Origin of the sequence: Salmonella sp. SAL00653, assembly GCF_046552515.1 — a bacterium.
Lineage (GTDB): Bacteria > Pseudomonadota > Gammaproteobacteria > Enterobacterales > Enterobacteriaceae > Salmonella > Salmonella enterica.
Map to the genome: position 1 here is coordinate 79,226 of NZ_JBGDTY010000009.1, position 18,402 is coordinate 97,627.

The 18,402-nt window shown below is 51.1% G+C and carries 15 protein-coding genes; 6 read left to right on the top strand and 9 right to left on the bottom strand.

Features of this window, described 5'->3' with window-relative positions; genetic code table 11:
* Nucleotides 1-27: 27 nt before the first annotated feature.
* Nucleotides 28-1,464 (bottom strand): ammonia-forming nitrite reductase cytochrome c552 subunit, encoded by a 1,437-nt coding sequence (nrfA, locus tag ACLJRU_RS12280; RefSeq protein ID WP_001541317.1) that lies wholly within the window; start codon nucleotides 1,462-1,464, stop codon nucleotides 28-30.
* Nucleotides 1,465-1,895: 431 nt separating this feature from the next.
* Here nrfA and acs point away from each other — a divergent pair, with 431 nt between their 5' ends.
* From acs to actP, 3 genes are all read left to right on the top strand, one after another.
* Complete coding sequence (gene acs, locus ACLJRU_RS12285; protein WP_000083877.1) at nucleotides 1,896-3,854, top strand: acetate--CoA ligase; 1,959 nt, start codon at nucleotides 1,896-1,898, stop codon at nucleotides 3,852-3,854.
* A 239-nt stretch (nucleotides 3,855-4,093) separates the two neighbouring features.
* Nucleotides 4,094-4,408 carry a DUF485 domain-containing protein gene (locus ACLJRU_RS12290; RefSeq protein ID WP_000999620.1) on the top strand — a complete coding sequence of 105 codons (315 nt, stop codon included), beginning with the start codon at nucleotides 4,094-4,096 and terminating at the stop codon, nucleotides 4,406-4,408.
* Nucleotides 4,405-6,054, top strand: coding sequence for a cation/acetate symporter ActP (actP, locus tag ACLJRU_RS12295; protein ID WP_001541314.1), 1,650 nt, complete (start codon nucleotides 4,405-4,407; stop codon nucleotides 6,052-6,054). The genes ACLJRU_RS12290 and actP overlap by 4 nt, the downstream gene beginning before the upstream one ends.
* Before the next feature lie 38 nt (nucleotides 6,055-6,092).
* Here the strand turns inward: actP and ACLJRU_RS12300 are convergent, their stop codons facing one another.
* Together ACLJRU_RS12300 and ACLJRU_RS12305 are read right to left on the bottom strand one after the other, a co-directional pair.
* Entirely contained in the window at nucleotides 6,093-6,782 is a 690-nt protein-coding gene (locus ACLJRU_RS12300) for an LrgB family protein (RefSeq protein WP_001067096.1), read from the bottom strand.
* Nucleotides 6,775-7,185: a CidA/LrgA family protein gene (locus ACLJRU_RS12305; RefSeq protein WP_000257347.1), complete on the bottom strand. Its 411-nt coding sequence runs from the start codon at nucleotides 7,183-7,185 to the stop codon at nucleotides 6,775-6,777. Before ACLJRU_RS12305 ends, ACLJRU_RS12300 begins: the two co-directional genes overlap by 8 nt.
* A 103-nt stretch (nucleotides 7,186-7,288) precedes the next feature.
* Between ACLJRU_RS12305 and ACLJRU_RS12310 the strand changes: the two genes are divergently transcribed.
* Nucleotides 7,289-8,176, top strand: coding sequence for a LysR family transcriptional regulator (locus tag ACLJRU_RS12310; RefSeq protein ID WP_000354962.1), 888 nt, complete (start codon nucleotides 7,289-7,291; stop codon nucleotides 8,174-8,176).
* 94 nt (nucleotides 8,177-8,270) lie between these two features.
* Here ACLJRU_RS12310 and ACLJRU_RS12315 read toward each other — a convergent pair whose 3' ends face one another.
* The 4 genes from ACLJRU_RS12315 to soxR all read right to left on the bottom strand — a co-directional run bounded on the left by ACLJRU_RS12315 (nucleotide 8,271) and on the right by soxR (nucleotide 13,182).
* Nucleotides 8,271-9,917, bottom strand: coding sequence for a Na+/H+ antiporter (locus ACLJRU_RS12315; protein WP_000402189.1), 1,647 nt, complete (start codon nucleotides 9,915-9,917; stop codon nucleotides 8,271-8,273).
* Between the two features lie 149 nt (nucleotides 9,918-10,066).
* On the bottom strand, nucleotides 10,067-11,416 hold the full coding sequence (gene ghxP / locus ACLJRU_RS12320) for a guanine/hypoxanthine transporter GhxP (protein ID WP_011264454.1): 1,350 nt from the start codon (nucleotides 11,414-11,416) through the stop codon (nucleotides 10,067-10,069).
* 346 nt (nucleotides 11,417-11,762) lie between these two features.
* The gene (locus tag ACLJRU_RS12325) at nucleotides 11,763-12,431 is read right to left on the bottom strand and encodes a glutathione S-transferase family protein (protein WP_000958575.1); all 669 of its coding nucleotides are present in this window, start codon (nucleotides 12,429-12,431) and stop codon (nucleotides 11,763-11,765) included.
* A 292-nt stretch (nucleotides 12,432-12,723) separates the two neighbouring features.
* Nucleotides 12,724-13,182 (bottom strand): redox-sensitive transcriptional activator SoxR, encoded by a 459-nt coding sequence (gene soxR / locus ACLJRU_RS12330; RefSeq protein WP_000412686.1) that lies wholly within the window; start codon nucleotides 13,180-13,182, stop codon nucleotides 12,724-12,726.
* Between the two features lie 86 nt (nucleotides 13,183-13,268).
* Here soxR and soxS point away from each other — a divergent pair, with 86 nt between their 5' ends.
* Nucleotides 13,269-13,592, top strand: a complete 324-nt coding sequence (gene soxS, locus ACLJRU_RS12335) for a superoxide response transcriptional regulator SoxS (RefSeq protein ID WP_023235464.1) — start codon at nucleotides 13,269-13,271, stop codon at nucleotides 13,590-13,592.
* Here soxS and ACLJRU_RS12340 read toward each other — a convergent pair.
* The gene (locus ACLJRU_RS12340) at nucleotides 13,580-15,181 is read right to left on the bottom strand and encodes an EAL domain-containing protein (protein WP_000083645.1); all 1,602 of its coding nucleotides are present in this window, start codon (nucleotides 15,179-15,181) and stop codon (nucleotides 13,580-13,582) included. The two genes, soxS and ACLJRU_RS12340, sit on opposite strands and share 13 nt — an antisense overlap.
* Before the next feature lie 562 nt (nucleotides 15,182-15,743).
* Here ACLJRU_RS12340 and ACLJRU_RS12345 point away from each other — a divergent pair.
* Nucleotides 15,744-16,025 (top strand): YjcB family protein, encoded by a 282-nt coding sequence (locus tag ACLJRU_RS12345; protein WP_000719058.1) that lies wholly within the window; start codon nucleotides 15,744-15,746, stop codon nucleotides 16,023-16,025.
* A 277-nt stretch (nucleotides 16,026-16,302) separates the two neighbouring features.
* Here ACLJRU_RS12345 and siiF read toward each other — a convergent pair whose 3' ends face one another.
* A complete protein-coding gene (gene siiF / locus ACLJRU_RS12350; RefSeq protein WP_000358576.1) occupies nucleotides 16,303-18,369 on the bottom strand; it encodes an SPI-4 type I secretion system protein SiiF in 2,067 nt (688 codons plus the stop codon).
* Nucleotides 18,370-18,402 lie beyond the last annotated feature (33 nt).

Here is an 18,402-nt window from a genome sequence, read left to right on the forward strand (position 1 = left end):
ATCCACCCCTTACGGGGCGGAATGGGGTTATTGGCTTAACAGACCGTTTTTACGCGCCTGATCTTCCCACTGCGGTACGACCGTTTTCAGGAAGTCCTGCTTCTCCGCGTTGATTTGTTGCATATTCAAACCAATCGCTTTCTGCGCCTTCTCTTTCGTCGAAATATCCGGCAGCGGAATTTCATGGGTAATGCCTTTGGTCGCCAGCAGTCGCGCCAGTTTAGTACGGGCATCCGCGGCTTTATCCATCGCACTGCCTAACATCCGTAGACCTTCTTCCGGGGCATGCATATGAATACCGTGTGACGCAATCGCCAGATCCCAACGCCACTGCGCGTGGCGAATATCGTTCAGAATCGGTTTCATTTCCGCGTCTGTCGCCCCCGCATCCCATGCGGCTTTCGCTTCGAAGTGCGCATGTACCAGCTGATCTTCAACCTTGATTTTCAGGTCATGAATCGCCTGTTTACGCTCGGCGACCACTTTTTGCAGGGACGCTTTGTCCTGGGTGTGGCAGTTGGCGCAGGTTTGCGCGAAATTGTCGAACGGGTTGCCGATTTTATGGTCGGTGTAGAGCTTGCCTTCGGCGTTCTGTACTTTCGGCATGTGACAGTCGATACAGGTCACGTTGTTCTTACCGTGAATGCCCGCGCTCCAGGTTTCATATTCCGGGTGCTGCGCTTTGAGCATCGGGGTTTTCGACAGCGAGTTAGTCCAGTCAGAGAAGGCGATGGCGTCGTAGTATTGCTCCATATTTTCGACCTTCATGCCTTCGTCCCACGGAAATTTAACGGCTTTGTTTTTACCGTCAAAGTAGTACTCCACGTGGCACTGACCGCAGACCATCGATTGCTGATCAAAGCGACCGGCTTTCTCAAACGGTTTGCCGATAGCCTCCATCGCCCGTTCAGCATAGGGGCGCGACAACGTTAACGCTGGCTTCCCCTGGGCGAAATCGTCCGACGCGGTGTTATGACAGTCGGCACAGCCCAAATCGTTGACAATTTCCGGGCCGCCGCGCGCCCATTTGCCATGGAAGTAGCCGTCTTCGCCTTCTTGTTGGATAAGGCGCGCGACATCAGGGCTTTTACAGCTCCAGCAGGCCATCGGCAACGGGCCGTCTTCCGCCGTTTTTGGCGCGCCGGTACGCAGCGTTTCGCGCACGTCAGTTACCGCATACGCGTGGCCGCGTGGTTTGTTGTAGTCACGGGAGAAGGGATAGCCCGCCCACAGGATCACCAGACGAGGGTCTTCCGCCAGCGCATCTTCACGGGCAGACTGTTCTGACGTCGCTTTCCATGACTGATATTGGTCGGGGTGTTGAGGCGCGAACGTTTCATTTTTCGCTTCCACAGTAACGGTTTTTGCGGATACAGGCGTTTGCTCAGCGTAAACAGAGGTAATGAAGAAAAAAGGAAATATAAGGCTGAAGAAACGGCGTGCGCGTAGTGTTTTCCTTGCCATAGAGCTCTCATCCAGATTGCGCCATTATCTTTAATGGCGATTTTTTATCGTTTTCCATAACAGCAACCGCACAAATACTGTTATTACATTGATCTCCTCTATGTGTAACAAATAACCACACTTAAAATGTTGTCTTTAATCAATTGTAAGTGTATGCAAAATACCACTTTAGAGTTAGTAACCTGGACAAAACTCCCTCTCTTTTCTGATTTCCGGACACGGATCACTTTTTTAAAAAATTTCATATAACGTCATGTTATCCCGAAAATTTATCTAATTTTGCGGGACACAATCAAAAAATAGATTGCTGCTTATTTGCACAGTTCCCTTTTTGCGTGATCTGTCGCCCAAATACTAAACAAAACTTATTAAGACCCTACATTTAACGTTTATGCGACATATTATTAACATCCCACAAGGAGAACAACAGCATGAGCCAAACACATAAACACGCCATTCCCGCCAACATTGCGGATCGTTGCCTGATAAATCCAGAGCAGTATGAGACTAAATATAAACAGTCTATTAACGACCCCGATACGTTTTGGGGCGAACAGGGAAAAATTCTCGATTGGATCACGCCGTACCAAAAAGTGAAAAACACCTCCTTTGCGCCAGGCAATGTGTCGATTAAATGGTACGAGGACGGCACGCTGAATCTGGCGGCGAACTGTCTTGACCGCCATTTGCAGGAAAATGGCGATCGCACCGCCATTATCTGGGAAGGCGATGACGCGTCGCAGAGTAAACATATCTCTTATCGCGAACTGCATCGCGATGTCTGCCGTTTCGCGAATACGCTGCTGGATCTGGGCATTAAAAAAGGCGATGTGGTAGCGATTTATATGCCGATGGTGCCGGAAGCGGCGGTGGCAATGTTGGCCTGCGCCCGCATCGGTGCGGTGCATTCGGTGATCTTCGGGGGCTTCTCGCCGGAAGCCGTCGCCGGACGCATTATCGACTCCAGCTCGCGGCTGGTGATCACCGCTGACGAAGGTGTACGTGCCGGACGCAGTATCCCGCTGAAAAAGAATGTCGATGACGCGCTGAAAAACCCGAATGTCACTAGCGTTGAGCATGTGATCGTCCTGAAGCGCACCGGCAGCGACATTGACTGGCAAGAAGGCCGCGACCTGTGGTGGCGCGATTTGATTGAAAAAGCCAGCCCTGAGCACCAGCCTGAAGCGATGAATGCCGAAGATCCGCTGTTTATCCTTTATACCTCCGGCTCCACCGGCAAGCCGAAAGGCGTGCTGCACACCACCGGCGGCTATCTGGTCTACGCCGCGACCACCTTTAAGTATGTCTTTGATTATCACCCTGGCGATATTTACTGGTGTACCGCCGATGTGGGTTGGGTGACGGGGCACAGCTATCTGTTGTATGGCCCGCTGGCCTGCGGCGCGACCACCTTAATGTTTGAAGGCGTGCCGAATTGGCCAACGCCCGCTCGCATGTGCCAGGTGGTCGACAAACACCAGGTCAACATTCTTTATACCGCCCCGACGGCTATCCGCGCGCTGATGGCGGAAGGCGATAAAGCCATTGAAGGCACCGACCGTTCTTCACTGCGCATTCTGGGTTCCGTCGGCGAGCCGATCAATCCCGAAGCGTGGGAATGGTACTGGAAGAAGATCGGCAAGGAAAAATGTCCGGTCGTCGACACCTGGTGGCAGACTGAAACAGGCGGTTTTATGATCACGCCGCTACCAGGCGCTATCGAACTGAAAGCCGGTTCCGCCACCCGTCCTTTCTTTGGCGTACAGCCTGCGCTGGTGGATAACGAAGGCCATCCGCAAGAAGGCGCGACGGAAGGCAATCTGGTCATCACCGATTCCTGGCCGGGCCAGGCGCGCACTCTGTTCGGCGATCATGAACGTTTTGAGCAGACCTATTTCTCTACCTTTAAGAATATGTATTTCAGCGGCGACGGCGCTCGTCGCGATGAAGACGGCTATTACTGGATCACCGGTCGCGTGGATGACGTGTTAAACGTCTCCGGCCACCGTCTGGGTACGGCGGAAATCGAATCGGCGCTGGTGGCGCATCCGAAGATCGCCGAAGCGGCGGTGGTGGGTATTCCACACGCTATCAAAGGCCAGGCGATTTACGCTTATGTGACGCTCAACCACGGCGAGGAGCCGTCGCCAGAACTGTACGCGGAGGTGCGCAACTGGGTACGTAAAGAGATTGGCCCACTGGCGACGCCGGACGTGCTGCACTGGACCGACTCACTGCCAAAAACCCGTTCCGGCAAAATTATGCGCCGCATTTTGCGCAAAATCGCGGCGGGCGATACCAGCAATCTGGGCGATACCTCGACTCTCGCCGATCCTGGCGTGGTGGAGAAACTGCTCGAAGAGAAGCAGGCCATCGCGATGCCGTCATAACCATAAATGCCGGATGGCAACGCGAACGCGTTTTATCCGGCCTACGACCCTACCCCTGCCCTCTCTCAAACCGGGAGAGGGAAATATAAAAAACCCTCCCCCAAAGGATTTCGTGTTACAGGAAGGCGGCAAGCGAGCACACCCTCAGCAGCATAGTTCACTATGTGGCTGGGGCGCGCGAGTGCGGCCAACGCGCCTGTAGCGCGAAAGACGCAGGGGGACCTCTGGAGAGCTCTGTGATGAATGACCAAATTTATCAGCGGATAGAAGACAGTGCGCGTTTCAGGGAATTAGTTGAAAAACGGCAACGGTTTGCCACGATTCTGTCGGTTATCATGCTGGCGGTTTATATCAGCTTTATTTTACTGATCGCCTTCGCGCCTGGCTGGCTGGGCACGCCTCTACATGCGGGAACCAGCGTCACCCGAGGAATTCCCATTGGCGTCGGGGTGATTGTGATTTCTTTTGTGTTGACCGGAATTTATATCTGGCGGGCGAATGGCGAATTCGATCGTCTTAATAACGCCGTACTGCATGAGGTGAAAGCATTATGAAGAGAGTTCTGACGGCGCTTGCCGCCGCACTCCCCTTCGCCGCTCATGCGGCGGATGCCATTAGCGGCGCGGTTGAACACCAGCCCACCAACTGGCAGGCGATTATCATGTTTTTGATTTTCGTCGTGTTTACGCTCGGTATTACCTACTGGGCCTCTAAACGCGTACGTTCCCGTAGCGACTACTACACCGCAGGCGGCAATATCACCGGGTTCCAGAACGGCCTGGCGATTGCCGGCGACTATATGTCCGCCGCGTCATTTCTCGGCATTTCCGCGCTGGTGTTTACCTCCGGTTATGACGGGCTGATCTATTCGCTGGGCTTCCTTGTCGGCTGGCCAATCATCCTGTTTTTGATTGCCGAGCGCCTGCGTAATCTGGGACGTTATACTTTTGCTGACGTTGCCTCTTATCGCCTGAAACAGGGGCCAATCCGTATTCTTTCGGCCTGTGGCTCCCTGGTAGTGGTGGCGCTTTATCTCATCGCCCAAATGGTCGGCGCCGGTAAACTGATTGAACTGCTGTTCGGCCTCAACTATCACATCGCCGTGGTGCTGGTCGGCGTGCTGATGATGATGTACGTGCTGTTCGGCGGGATGCTGGCGACAACGTGGGTGCAAATTATCAAAGCCGTCCTGTTGCTGTTTGGCGCCAGTTTTATGGCCTTTATGGTGATGAAACACGTCGGCTTTAGCTTCAATAATCTGTTTACCGAAGCCATGGCGGTACACCCGAAAGGCACGGCTATTATGAGCCCAGGAGGGTTGGTGCAAGATCCGATTTCGGCGTTGTCGTTGGGTCTGGGACTGATGTTCGGCACCGCCGGCTTGCCGCATATTCTGATGCGTTTCTTTACGGTCAGCGATGCTCGCGAAGCGCGCAAGAGCGTGTTCTATGCCACCGGTTTTATGGGCTATTTCTACATTCTGACCTTTATTATCGGTTTCGGCGCTATCATGCTGGTGGGGGCGAATCCCGCCTATAAAGATGCGGCGGGCGCGCTGATTGGCGGCAATAACATGGCGGCGGTGCATCTGGCCAACGCGGTAGGCGGCAACCTGTTCCTCGGCTTTATTTCGGCAGTGGCGTTTGCCACCATTCTGGCAGTGGTCGCCGGTCTGACGCTGGCGGGCGCATCGGCGGTGTCGCATGACTTGTACGCCAACGTGTTCCGCAAAGGCGCAACCGAACGTGAAGAGCTGAAGGTGTCGAAAATCACCGTCCTGGTGCTGGGCGTGATCGCCATTATCCTCGGCGTCCTGTTTGAAAATCAGAACATCGCCTTTATGGTGGGCCTGGCGTTTGCTATCGCCGCGAGCTGCAACTTCCCCATCATTCTGCTTTCCATGTACTGGTCAAAACTGACCACGCGCGGCGCTATGCTGGGCGGCTGGTTAGGTTTACTGACAGCGGTGGTGCTGATGATTCTTGGCCCTACCATTTGGGTGCAGATCCTCGGCCACGAAAAAGCGATCTTCCCGTATGAGTATCCGGCGCTGTTCTCTATCAGCGTGGCGTTCCTGGGGATCTGGTTTTTCTCGGCCACCGATAACTCGGCAGAAGGCAACCGTGAACGTGAGCAGTTCCGCGCTCAGTTTATCCGCTCCCAAACGGGATTCGGCGTACAACAAGGGCGTGCGCATTAATCTTACCGTTTCCTCCGGCCCCGTGGGTCGGAGGAAAATCAGAACATCACCCTCGCCACCAGCGGGGCAGCCAGTACCATCACCACGCCGGACAGCATCATTACCAGACTGGCGACGACGCCCTCCTGCTGACCAAGTTCATAGGAACGCGCCGTGCCCGCCCCATGTGACGCCGCGCCGAATCCTGCTCCTTTTGCCATGCCTTCCCGGATAGAGAGACGCAAAAATAGCGCGTCGCCGACCGCCATGCCAAACACGCCAGTGACGACCACGAACAGCGCCACCAGATCTGGCTGCCCGCCCAGGGGTTCTGCCGCCGCCAGCGCAAATGGAGTGGTAACGGAACGTACCGCCAGACTACGCTGAATCTCATCCGATAACGTGAACAGACGCGCCAGCCAAACGGAACTGGTGACCGCCACCACCGTCGCCGTCACTACGCCCGCGGTGAGCGACATCCAGTGACGTTTGATAATCGCGAGGTTATCGTACACCGGCACCGCAAAGGCAATGGTCGCCGGGCCGAGCAGCCACAATAGCCAGTGCGATTCGCCAATATAGTTTTGCCAGGAGATATGACCGAACACCAGCATTAACACCAGCAGTGCCGGCGTCAACACTAATGGCATCAACGGCAGTTTGCGAAAACGGCGATACAGGCGCTTATTGGCGAAGTAAATTCCCAGCGTAATCACCAGGCACAGTACGCTTAACTGAACGTTATTCACGGTTTAGCCTGCTCATCTCATAGCGATACACTTTATCCACCACCCACGCCGTCGCGCCGAGTACCATTAAGGTACTGATCGCTATCACCGAGAAAATGCGCCAGCCGTCCACCAGTAACAGATGGGCATAGTTCACTACCGCCACGACGGCGGGAACAAAGAATAACAGCATCTCCGCCAGCAGCCAGCGTGCGCCTGCGCGTACCCAGCTAAGCGGAATAATCCGGCAAACGATCAGCGCCAACATAAGTACCATGCCGACCAGATTCGCGGGCAACGGCAGGTGCAGCCAGGAGACAAGATATTGGGAAAAAATGAATAAACCTGCATAGAGCAGTACCTGAACCGGTACCTGGAGTCGTTGCACAACGGCAGGCGTAACGCGGCTTATCGCCACAGCCATGAGGGAATGTCCTGAAAAATAATACGGAGCGCCAGTATAGAGAACCTCCGTCACGGGCAGAAATGAATTAAAATCATTGCAGGCATAGTCGGAAGGAATAATCATGGATATCAGAACGCTGCGTTATTTTGTCGAGGTGGTGCGCCAGCAAAGTTTCACCCGCGCAGCGGAGAAGTTATTTGTCACCCAGCCCACCATTAGCAAGATGCTGAAAAATCTTGAAGATGAGCTTAACTGTACGCTACTGATCCGCGACGGACGTAAGTTATTGCTGACCGATACCGGACGCGTGGTGTTTGAACGCGGTCTGGCGATCCTCGCTGAGTTTCGCCAGTTAGAGGCCGAGTTGAGCGATATTAACCATCTCAATAAGGGCGTGCTGCGGCTGGGTATTCCCCCGATGGTCGGCATGTTGATGGCCGGGCCAATCAGTTTGTTTCGACAACGCTACCCTGGCGTTGAACTCAAAATTTCGGAGTTTGGCGGCCTGACGGTACAGCAGGCGGTAATGAATGGCGAGCTGGATGTTGCGATGACCGCGCTCCCGGTGGAAGAAGCGAGCGGGCTGACGACGTTATCGCTGTTCAGTCATCCGCTGTGCGTGCTGGTTCCCCGTTCCGGTCAGTGGACAACCTGCGACTCCATCGCGCCTGAAGCTCTGGCGGAGCATCCTCTTCTTATCTATAACGAAGACTTTGCCCTGAGCCGCCAGTTGATGACCTTATTTAGCCAGCATGACGTAAAACCACGGATTGCCGTGCGCAGCGGGCAATGGGATTTTCTCGCCGCCATGGTGCAAGCGGGCGTCGGTATCGCCATTTTGCCGGAGCCAATTTGTCAGCGTCTGGATAAGGCCACGCTGCGCTGGCTGCCGCTGGAAAGCGATCTCCGCTGGCAGTTGGGCATGATTTGGCGCGAGGGCGTGTATCTGTCGCACAGCGCCCGGGCATGGTTAACCTGTTGCGAAGGGTTTTGGCTGAAACAACCGTAAGCCATAGGTTAAAACCCTTGCCGGATGGCGGCGCAAGCACCTTATCCGGCCTACTTGTAGGCCCGATAAGCATGGCGCCACCGGGCCACAAGGACTACTGATTTTCTATCAGTAGCGCTTCCATCAAATCCAGGTCGTGCAGCAGCTTTTGCAATGTTTCATTGCTGATTTCTCGCGTGGCGCGCAGATGATACAACTCGGCGCGCTCGGAACGCAGCGCCGCCAGACGGAAACGTCGCTCCAGGTTTTCTTCCTGTATGGAGCTTTCGACATCGTTTCGCCCATCGGCACGGCGACGCAAGTTACCAATGACACGCGAGCTTACTTCAGTAAGCAACTGATTATCGATGTTTTCTTCGGTATCCGCCGCCAGACGCTCTTCCATTTTCTGAATGGCGACAATCGCCACTTCCGCCGTCGCCGCGCGGGCGATACGCTCCTCTTTCAACTGTTGCGCATGATCGGCGACTTCCAGATGTTGCAACAGCAGCGGCAGCATGATCACGCCGACAAACAACGAGAACAGAATGACGCCAGCCGCCAGGAATACCAGTTCATAACGCGCCGGAAATCCGCTGCCATCCGGCAAAAGTAACGGTATAGAGAGCACACCAGCCAGGGTGATCGCCCCACGAACGCCAGCGAAGGAAGCAATCAGAATTTCACGCGACGTCCAGCTGGCGAACTCCATCGGTTTCTTCTTCAAAAAGCGCAGGCTGAACTTTTTCATGGTCCACAGCCAGCCGAAGCGAACCAGCATCAATGCCGCATAAATCAGCACGATATCGGTAAAGAGCATCCAGGTTTCGACATTCGGGTCAGCTTCCGCCGCCGCCAGCGAAGATTCCAGAATACCCGGCAATTGCAGTCCCAACAGCAGAAAGACCATACCGTTAAAGACAAATTCCAGCATCGCCCAGGTACTGTTCGCACGCAAACGCATTGCCAGCGGCGCGCGGCGCATTACGCCAGAACGGGTGATGGTCATCCCGGCGGCAACCGCGGCCAGGATGCCTGAGACGCCAATATGTTCGGCAATCAGGTAAGACGCGAAGGGCAGCAGAAACAGCAGGACAATTTGCGTCGCGGGTTCATCGCCGCCCCAGCGGCTCAAAAAACGCAGCGAGCGGCCATACAGCCAACTGACTACAAAACCCGCCAGAATACCGCCGATAGCGACCTTAAAAAATTCCAGCGTCGCGCCGCCGACGGTAAAGACCATCGTCCCCATCGCCACCGCGACGGCGAATTTCAGCGATACCAGACCGGAGGCGTCGTTCATTAACGCCTCTCCCTGCAGAATGCCCATGATTTTTTTCGGGATACGCCCCTCGCCCACAATTCCGGAGAGCGCTACCGCATCGGTCGGCGACAGCACGGCGGCCAGCGCAAAGGCGGGGATCAGCGGAATGCCGGGCACCAGCCAATAAATTAGGAAGCCGATTCCCACAACCGTTACCAGGACCAGCGCCAGCGCCAGCCCGAAAATCTCTCGTCCATGCTCAAGAAATTCACGGGTCGGCGTTTTCCAGCCATCCGCAAACAGCAGCGGCGGAATAAACAGCACCAGGAAGAGTTCCGGGTCGAATTCCACATGCAAACCAAACGTCGGCCACGCCAACAGCGCGCCAATGGCGATCTGCATAAGGGGTAAAGGAAGCTGGAAGGGTAATACACGCGTAAATACCCCCGACAGCGAGACCACAAGGGTCATGATGAGTATTGTGAAGAAAATTTCCATGCGTTCCCTGTTTGCGATGTTTTTTATGATGGAGAGAGGCATCATGCCTCGGTTTCACCTTCTTCAGATTAACGCAAAAGGTAACGTGATGTGTCCTGAAAATGAAAACGGGCGACCAACGCCGCCCGTTTTTCAGAATGAAGGCAGAACTAGATAGCCCAGCCGCCGGCATAAAAAGCGACCAGCGCGACCGCAATGACGACAGTTCCGATATTCAGCTTACTCCATTCACCGGAAACCAGACGCCCGACGACCAGCGTGGCAAAGCCGATCATAATCCCGGTGACGATGTTACAGGTCAGTACAATAAATACGGCCGTTACCAGCCCCGCCATCGCATCGACGAAATCAGCAAAATCGATTTTCGCCACGTTACTCAGCATCAGCAGACCGACATACATGAGCGCCGGGGCAGTTGCGTAGACGGGAACGAGATAAGAGAGCGGCGAAAGAAACAGGATCAGCAAAAACAGCACGCCCACGGTAATCGCCGTCAGGCCCGTTTTACCGCCCGCCGCCGTACCGGCCGCAGACTCGATATACACCGCGGCTGGCGCCGCCCCGACCAGGCCGGAGAAAACGCTACTCAGTGAGTCGGTGGTTAGCGCTTTGCCGCCATCGATAATTTGTCCGTCTTTGTCCAGCAGATTAGCCTGCCCTGCGACCGCACGGATCGTGACGGTCGCATCAAACACCGCCGTCATCACCAGCGCCAGCACGCTTGGCAGAACGACAGGGTTTAACGCGCCCATAATATCCAGGCTGCCGATCAGTGAGTTGCCGTTTTCATCGCTCAACGAAGGCATGGCGAAAATGCCGGAAAAATGGACGTTAGGATCGAAGAGCAAACCCACAATAGAAATGCCAATAATGGTCAACAGAATGCCGCCGGGGACTTTCAGTTTTTCCAGACCGAGAATAACAGCCAGACCCACAAGCGACATAATCACCGGGAAGGTATCGAAATCGCCCAGCGCGACCGGCAGGCCATCCAGCGGGTTTTTAATGACCAGGCCGACGCCGTTGGCGGCAATCAGCAACAAAAACAGGCCAATACCGATACCGGTTCCGTGGGCCACGCCCTGCGGCAAGTTACGCAAAATCCAGCTACGAATGCCGGTGGCGGAGATAACGGTAAACAGTACGCCCATCAGGAATACGGCGCCAAGCGCGACCGGGACGCTAATATGCTGCCCCAGGACCAGGCTAAACGCGGTAAACGCCGTCAACGAGATAGCACAACCGATAGCCAGCGGCAGATTCGCCCATAGCCCCATAACAATAGAGCCGACGCCTGCGACCAGGCAGGTAGCTACAAAGACGGCGGCAGGCGGGAACCCGGCTTTACCCAGCATCCCTGGCACCACGATGACGGAGTAAACCATCGCGAGAAACGTGGTTAAGCCAGCAACGACTTCCTGGCGAACGGTGCTCCCGCGTTGTGAAATTTTAAACCAGGCGTCGAGTGAACCGCCGGTACGCGCTGAAGGCGTAGACATAGAAAACATCCCCTGAGAATTTATTATTCGTCGGTATACGTGGGAGGTAATCCACTAACAGCGCAACGTTATCTCCTTGTGCTACATTTACGACAACCGGGGCGCCGCAAAAAAGCAAACGTTTAGCTCCACGTATACAAAACGGGTGGCAAAAAAAAGCAAACGATTATCCAGCGATCATAAACGCTTTTTCAACTGAACTTTGCCGCTTTTTATGCTTTTCTGCTTAGTATGCTCAATAAATCGCCAGACGATGCGCAAACGTTATCGTCCCTGCGCAATCCAGCAACAATTTTTCGCATCGCTGTTAGCAAATACGTTGCGCAATCTGCTCACAAAAACGCCATTATCCGCCGGGAATGGTAAACGGACCGCCCTGCTGAATCGCTCGCTGCCAGGCTGGACGCATTTCTACCCGCGCTTTCCATGCGTTGATATGGTCGAGATGAGCGATTCCGCCTCGGGCAAGCAGCGCAAATAGCGGGAAGCTCATCTGGATATCCGCCATACTTAACTGCTCTCCGGCAAACCAGGGGTGATTTGCCAGATGCCCGTCAATAAAGCGCGCATGGGTTTCCAGTTGCGGATTGAGGTACGCTTTTTGCGCGCCCTTACCGATAACGCCGCCCAACGTTCGCAGGCCCAATGGTACCGGCGGTTTACCCAGAGAGGTAAAGAGCAGTCTCATCAATAGCAAGGGCATGAGCGAACCTTCAGCGTAATGTAGCCAGAAGCGATAGTGTTGTTTCCCCTGCGCATCCGCAGGTTTAAAGCGTCCGATACTGTCGTAAGTGTCCTGCAAATATTCCAGGATGGCGCCCGATTCCGCAATAACCATACCGTGATCTTCGATAACCGGAGACTTGCCCAGCGGATGCACTTTTTTCAATGCCGGCGGCGCCAGCATGGTCTTTTCACGCTGGTAACGCACAATCTGGTAAGGCAACGCCAGCTCTTCCAGCGCCCACAGGATGCGCTGCGAACGAGACTGATTTAAATGGTGCACCGTCAGCATGGCTGTCTCCTGTAAGGTATGCCAACTAACTATAGAAAATTATGGCAGTTGCCGTAAAAATTTCGGCTAAAAAATCAGCATTTCGCTGGCGAACAGGGCGTCGTCGCTTACACTTACAGTATCAACACAAACCGGAACCTCCACCACGTGCTCGATATGAGGGGTGTTGACGTCGGGGGAAACCCTCCTGTAATCAGCGGGATAGAGCGAAAGACAAAGACCGGAAACAAACTAAAGCGCCCTTAGCGGCGCTTTAGTTTTAGGTGAACTCAGCCCGATGGCCGAGTGCATGTTAATCATCTTCAAGCAGCCGGGCACCCGTCCCGTGTTCGCCAAGCCTGTCGCCTGGATTTCGCAGCGGACAGTCGCTACGCGATAAACAGCCGCAGCCGATACAACCGTCCAGCTCATCGCGCAACGCCACCAGCGTATGAATACGTCGGTCTAACTCTTCGCGCCACTGCGATGAGAGCTGCTTCCACTCTTTCGCGCTTAACGTATGCCCTTCCGGCAAGATACCAAACGCGTCGCCGATAGTTGCCAGCGGGATGCCGATACGCTGGGCGATCTTGATAATCGCGACATAACGCAACACGTCACGCTTATATCGCCGTTGGTTACCGCTATTACGGATACTGGTAATTAGCCCTTTGCTTTCATAGAAGTGCAGGGCGGACACAGCAACACCGCTACGTTTCGCAACTTCCCCCGGCGTCAGTAAGGCTTTTAAACGGGGAGATTTTTTTTCCATAAATCGCTTTACCTCAAGTTAACTTGAGGAATTATACTCGCCCGCAGACAAAACGACGAATCGAATACTGTTTAAGAGGCAACAATATGTCGCATCAGCAGATAATTCAGACCCTTATCGAATGGATTGATGAACATATCGACCAACCGCTAAACATTGATGTGGTGGCAAAAAAATCGGGCTACTCCAAGTGGTATTTGCAGCGGATGTTTCGTACGGTAACGCATCAAATATTAGGCGAGTATATTCGCCAGCGCCGTCTCCTGTTGGCGGCCGTTGAGCTACGAACGACCGAGCGCCCGATTTTTGATATCGCGATGGACCTGGGCTATGTATCGCAGCAAACCTTCTCGCGTGTATTCCGCCGCGAGTTCGATCGCACTCCCAGCGATTACCGTCACCGCCTGTAGGGCGTCTGCCCGCGTATCGTCAGAGGCGCGGGCGTTTGTTGTAGCCAGGCGATGAATTCCTGCGGTGGTAACGCCTTCGCAAAGTGCCATCCCTGACAATACTGAACGCCGCGTTTTAGCAACCAGCTAACCTGTTCAGCCGTTTCAACCCCCTCAGCAATGATTTTTAGCCGCAAACTTTGCGCCATTTCAATAATATGTTCCACAATCAAATGGCTGGCGCTATTAGTGGTTAGCGTGTCGACAAAAGATTTATCAATTTTTAAAAGGTCGACATTTAATGAGTACAGGTTATGCAAGTTCGAATAGCCGGTACCAAAGTCATCAATTGCCACCTCGTATCCCGCCTGGCGAAACGCCTGAATAATCGGCGTCATTTTAGGCACATCAATAAATCCGCGCTCGGTCACTTCAACTTTTATCTGTTGCGCAAGCACTGAATGCTGACGCGTTTTTTCATGAATCATCACAATTAGCCGGGAAGAGAGAAAATCGGCGGCAGAGAGATTGATAGAGACATAAAGATGCGGGTGCGCGGCCAGAAAACCACCTAAATCATTAAATACCTCTTCGACGACATAATCGGTGATCTGCTCAATCATCCCCTCTTTTTCCGCCAGCGGAATAAATTCGCACGGGCTCATCACCGGACCGTGATAGCCCGGCCAACGCAATAGCGCTTCGGCACCTACACATGTCCCGTTTCGGATATCAATGATCGGCTGATAATGAAGGCAAAGCTGGTGCCTGGTAATGGCCCGTTGCAGCAATCGACGCGGTGAGTAATATGCCTGCCGGGATCGTGACCACATAAATAAGATGATAATGCTACAGATGATCCCTAACGGTAGCGTTAACGTAAGCTGATGAAAGAGGTTCTGGTAAAAGCGTTGCTTTGAGGTTGAAACAATCGCGGCAACCGGTCGTTTTGCTGATTTAACCAGAGTATAAAAACGCTCACCTTGTTGGAACACAGGTTCACTCCGTCGTACCAAAGGTAATAGCTGATCAGCCTGCGCCTGTTCACTCAGGGAGAAAAAGGTGTTGGTCACCGTATCATACATTCCCCAGGCCAACGCCGGATCGTCTGACATCACCTCGCTATAAGATAAGGGATTGATAACCGCGACATAGTTTCCCTGCTGCATATATGTCATTTTATAACCGTTGAAAAAAGGCGTATCACGATAGTAATAAATAGCGATGTCAGGCTTTCGTTTATAGTCAGCGCGGGGAATAAAATAAGGACTTGTTGGCGTCATAACCGTAGAGCATAGAAAACGCTGGCCCTTAGCATAAATCAACTCATTAATGTACAAACGACCGCGGATAATATTCAGCATTCGCTGTTGATGGGCTGGCGTACAGGCTTGCCCCTGATATTGTTCAGCGGCATCGCGGGCTAAATCCGCTTGCAGGATAACCCGCTCCGTTTTATCTAATACCAACTGCGCAAATGAATGTAACTGATTTCTGGTTTCAGAGACTGCCCGGATATGAGCAAACCAGATCGCCAGCAATACAGGAAGTAACACCACAATGATCGTTCCGAGAAATCTCAACACCTTGCGTCGTGTGCTTTGACTCATTTTCAGCCTATTTCCCTGCATTATTTGTGACTATTGTTGGCAAAATAAGACGTGAACCAAACGGAGGTTTACGGTGCATGAATTTATCAATATTAGCAACAGACTTTTACCGATCAACATTTACCATTAATAACTACGCGCAATCTCTCTCGCATACCAGGCAGGACGCTAAATATTTTTGATAATATCAGATTTATACTCAAGTAAACGATGGGGTATACATCTTTACTCCTTTCTTTTGATAAATAACTTGATATTTTTATCAGGTCTGAATTTCACGAAAAAAAATAAAAGAGTAGTAATAATACATCTTTGCTTTCCGGCAGTTTCTCTACGGACGCACAGAAGTAACACAAAAAATAAGGTTATAAAACGCACAAAAAATACATTGCCGATCTGGCGAATAAGCCTGTTTTTGTGATATAGTTCACAAAAGCAATGAAACAGAAACAATGTTTCATTCGATGTTGATGTGATGTCCGTTGATAGCCAGAATGTCCCACGTTTCCCGGGAACAATGCCGTGCTGTCCTGGACAAAGGCCTATTCAGAGGAAATGTTTCATGGCTGCCATAACCACTGGTGTCGTTCTTCTCCGTTGGCAACTGCTGAGCGCCGTGCTCATGTTTTTAGCCAGCACGCTCAATATCCGTTTCCGTAAATCAGATTATATTGGTCTGGCGGTGATCAGTAGCGGTCTGGGCGTGGTATCCGCCTGCTGGTTTGCCACCGGTTTACTCGGTATTACTATGATGGATCTCGCTGCGATCTGGCATAACATTGAAGCCGTAATGGTCGAAACGATGAGCCAGACCCCACCAGAATGGCCGATGGTGCTGACCTGATACGCTATCGCTGCCGCTGAAGTCGCCCACCGGTTATCTCAACGCGGAATCGCGCGCCAGGGGTAGCCTTGCGAACCATCACGTCCCTCGCATTGCCGTTGATGAGGGCCGCCAGGTGTGGTTATCCAAAAATGGCAAGTGGAATAGCCCTAACAGAATCGAGCTAAACTTATTGAAGACGTTGCCGACTCGTTAAATGACAAAAAAGCCCCGTTTGTGCAACGGGTCTTTTTTATTAAGCAGTACCACCTGATAACAGCGACAAGCGCTGCTTATTTTACATTAATAATTTATCCGGAGAACAATCACGGATTATTTTTCCACCTTTCATTACCAGAACCCGGTCAAAATACTTTATCAGATATCGACGATGCGTCACCATGATCAACGTTTTCCCATGAATAAACTCATCTAAGTTATCAAAAATTTGCTTCTCGGTATTCTCATCCAGATTTGATGTTGGTTCATCCCATAAAAAGACGCTGGCGTTACTGCTCAGACTACGTGCTAATAATAACTGCTGCTGCTGTCCGGATGACAGGTTTTTAGCCATAAAATTCACCGGAAACTTCAGCCCCATAGGATGTTGCAAGATAAAACCACAGTTCGCCAGCTGAAGCGCCTTGAGTACCCGGCCCCTGTCGTTTTGCGGTTTTAACGCGAAATTACTTTCAATGGTTCCGGTGAATAAAACATCATGTGTCGTCACCACGCTTAAATGCTGAGAAAAAAAGTTCTGCGATAAATGTCCTAAGTTATATCCATCATATAAGATGGCGCCGTCTGTTGGCGAAAGGTAGCCAGATAGCATTCCCAGTAATGAGCTTTTTCCTGCTCCGCATTCGCCTATCACTGCGACACGCTGCCCCGCAGGTATGTCTATAGACAGTCGATTAATAATCATCGGAGATTGAGCATCATACTGATAACTCACGCCCCGGATAGAGATATCGCCATTGCACTTTGATATGGACTGTAATGCCGGTGTTTTTTCTGCCTGATCTTCATCAAAAAAAGAAAGCAGATCCTTACCGGTTTTTTCTGCTGATAAAATAGAGATTAATGTAGAAGAAAAATTCGAAATGATCCCGGAGATACGACCAGAGACAATGACAGATGAAACAATTGCGCCAGTGGTAACATCACCCTTAATTACCATAAAAAAGGCTATTACCATAATAGTTATTTGGGTAATAGATGACATACTCCCCAATATAGATTGATAGATAAGATTTAATTTCCTTATCTTCAGGTTAAGATACGACTGTTCATTTGATGTGTTGACCCAATCAAAAAGTAAACCTTGATTATTTAAGGTATGGATCATTTTAATAGATAAGAAAACTTCTGAGATGAAAATATTCCTGTTCTTCTGTCCTTCTTTTTGTTTGTTCATTAACTCATTAGTATAATGGTGGTTAACGAGGGAAATAATAATAGAGACGATAAACATGGTAACAGGTACAATAACGACCAGACCTAAATTTACATATATAACAATGAGAAATATAATAAATATTGGAATATCGGCTATACGTTGAAAGATCGAGTTTAATAAAACGGGTTTAATTTTCTGAAACTCATTCCATAGCACAAATGCTGATGACATGGATCTGCCATTTTTCTTTTTACTATACAGGACCGCTTCAAGAAATGCGATATCAATATCGACGTCATCCTGCCTTGCTGTGATAGACTGATAAATATCTTTCGAAGTACGAAGGATAAACTCAAAAACAATAAATACAGCAACAATTATAGCCACGCCAAATAAAGATGAAACCGAAGCACTTGGAACAAGCTTATCATAGAATAGATTACTAAATACTGGGATAGTTAACGCAAAAATTGCCATAAAAAGAGATGAAAAGAAGTATTTAGTATAAAAAATCTTGTTCATCGATAAAGAGTTTTTTATGATATTTTTTACTCTTATACTATCAACAACTTTATTTAAAGGTAGTATACTAAATGCAGATAACTCTTTTAAATATTCATCTTCAATTTCAACATAACAGAGTTCACCGCGCGCGTTTACCAACTTTATTTTTTGCCCGCCGCTCACACACACCATCCACTTCATTTCTGGCGTTAATAGTAAAATCGGCATAGGCTCATTTAGTAAATCCTCACCATTATTAAATAATATATCCTGTAGAGAAAGCCCTAACGACAAAAAGAAATTCTTCATTTGTATAGAGTCGTCAGTGTTATTTCTGTCGTACTTTTTAAATCTTAAATTTATATCATCCTCTTTGATGTCAATTTTTATGTTGAATTTTTTAGACACTATAGATAATGCCGTTTCCGCACTTAAATAATAAGGTTCTAGTTTTTTATCCATAAGTAAACCCCCTCACCCAAAGGTGAGGGGCCT

What these genes read in the sequence shown, in the direction of transcription:
- siiF (WP_000358576.1), bottom strand. Translation starts at nt 18,369, where the DNA reads ATGGATAAAAAACTAGAACCTTATTATTTAAGTGCGGAAACGGCATTA.
- ACLJRU_RS12305 (WP_000257347.1), bottom strand. Translation starts at nt 7,185, where the DNA reads ATGGCTGTGGCGATAAGCCGCGTTACGCCTGCCGTTGTGCAACGACTC.
- ghxP (WP_011264454.1), bottom strand. Translation starts at nt 11,416, where the DNA reads ATGTCTACGCCTTCAGCGCGTACCGGCGGTTCACTCGACGCCTGGTTT.
- soxS (WP_023235464.1), top strand. Translation starts at nt 13,269, where the DNA reads ATGTCGCATCAGCAGATAATTCAGACCCTTATCGAATGGATTGATGAA.
- ACLJRU_RS12290 (WP_000999620.1), top strand. Translation starts at nt 4,094, where the DNA reads ATGAATGACCAAATTTATCAGCGGATAGAAGACAGTGCGCGTTTCAGG.
- actP (WP_001541314.1), top strand. Translation starts at nt 4,405, where the DNA reads ATGAAGAGAGTTCTGACGGCGCTTGCCGCCGCACTCCCCTTCGCCGCT.
- nrfA (WP_001541317.1), bottom strand. Translation starts at nt 1,464, where the DNA reads ATGGCAAGGAAAACACTACGCGCACGCCGTTTCTTCAGCCTTATATTT.
- ACLJRU_RS12325 (WP_000958575.1), bottom strand. Translation starts at nt 12,431, where the DNA reads ATGCTGACGGTGCACCATTTAAATCAGTCTCGTTCGCAGCGCATCCTG.
- acs (WP_000083877.1), top strand. Translation starts at nt 1,896, where the DNA reads ATGAGCCAAACACATAAACACGCCATTCCCGCCAACATTGCGGATCGT.
- ACLJRU_RS12310 (WP_000354962.1), top strand. Translation starts at nt 7,289, where the DNA reads ATGGATATCAGAACGCTGCGTTATTTTGTCGAGGTGGTGCGCCAGCAA.
- ACLJRU_RS12340 (WP_000083645.1), bottom strand. Translation starts at nt 15,181, where the DNA reads ATGAGTCAAAGCACACGACGCAAGGTGTTGAGATTTCTCGGAACGATC.
- soxR (WP_000412686.1), bottom strand. Translation starts at nt 13,182, where the DNA reads ATGGAAAAAAAATCTCCCCGTTTAAAAGCCTTACTGACGCCGGGGGAA.
- ACLJRU_RS12345 (WP_000719058.1), top strand. Translation starts at nt 15,744, where the DNA reads ATGGCTGCCATAACCACTGGTGTCGTTCTTCTCCGTTGGCAACTGCTG.
- ACLJRU_RS12315 (WP_000402189.1), bottom strand. Translation starts at nt 9,917, where the DNA reads ATGGAAATTTTCTTCACAATACTCATCATGACCCTTGTGGTCTCGCTG.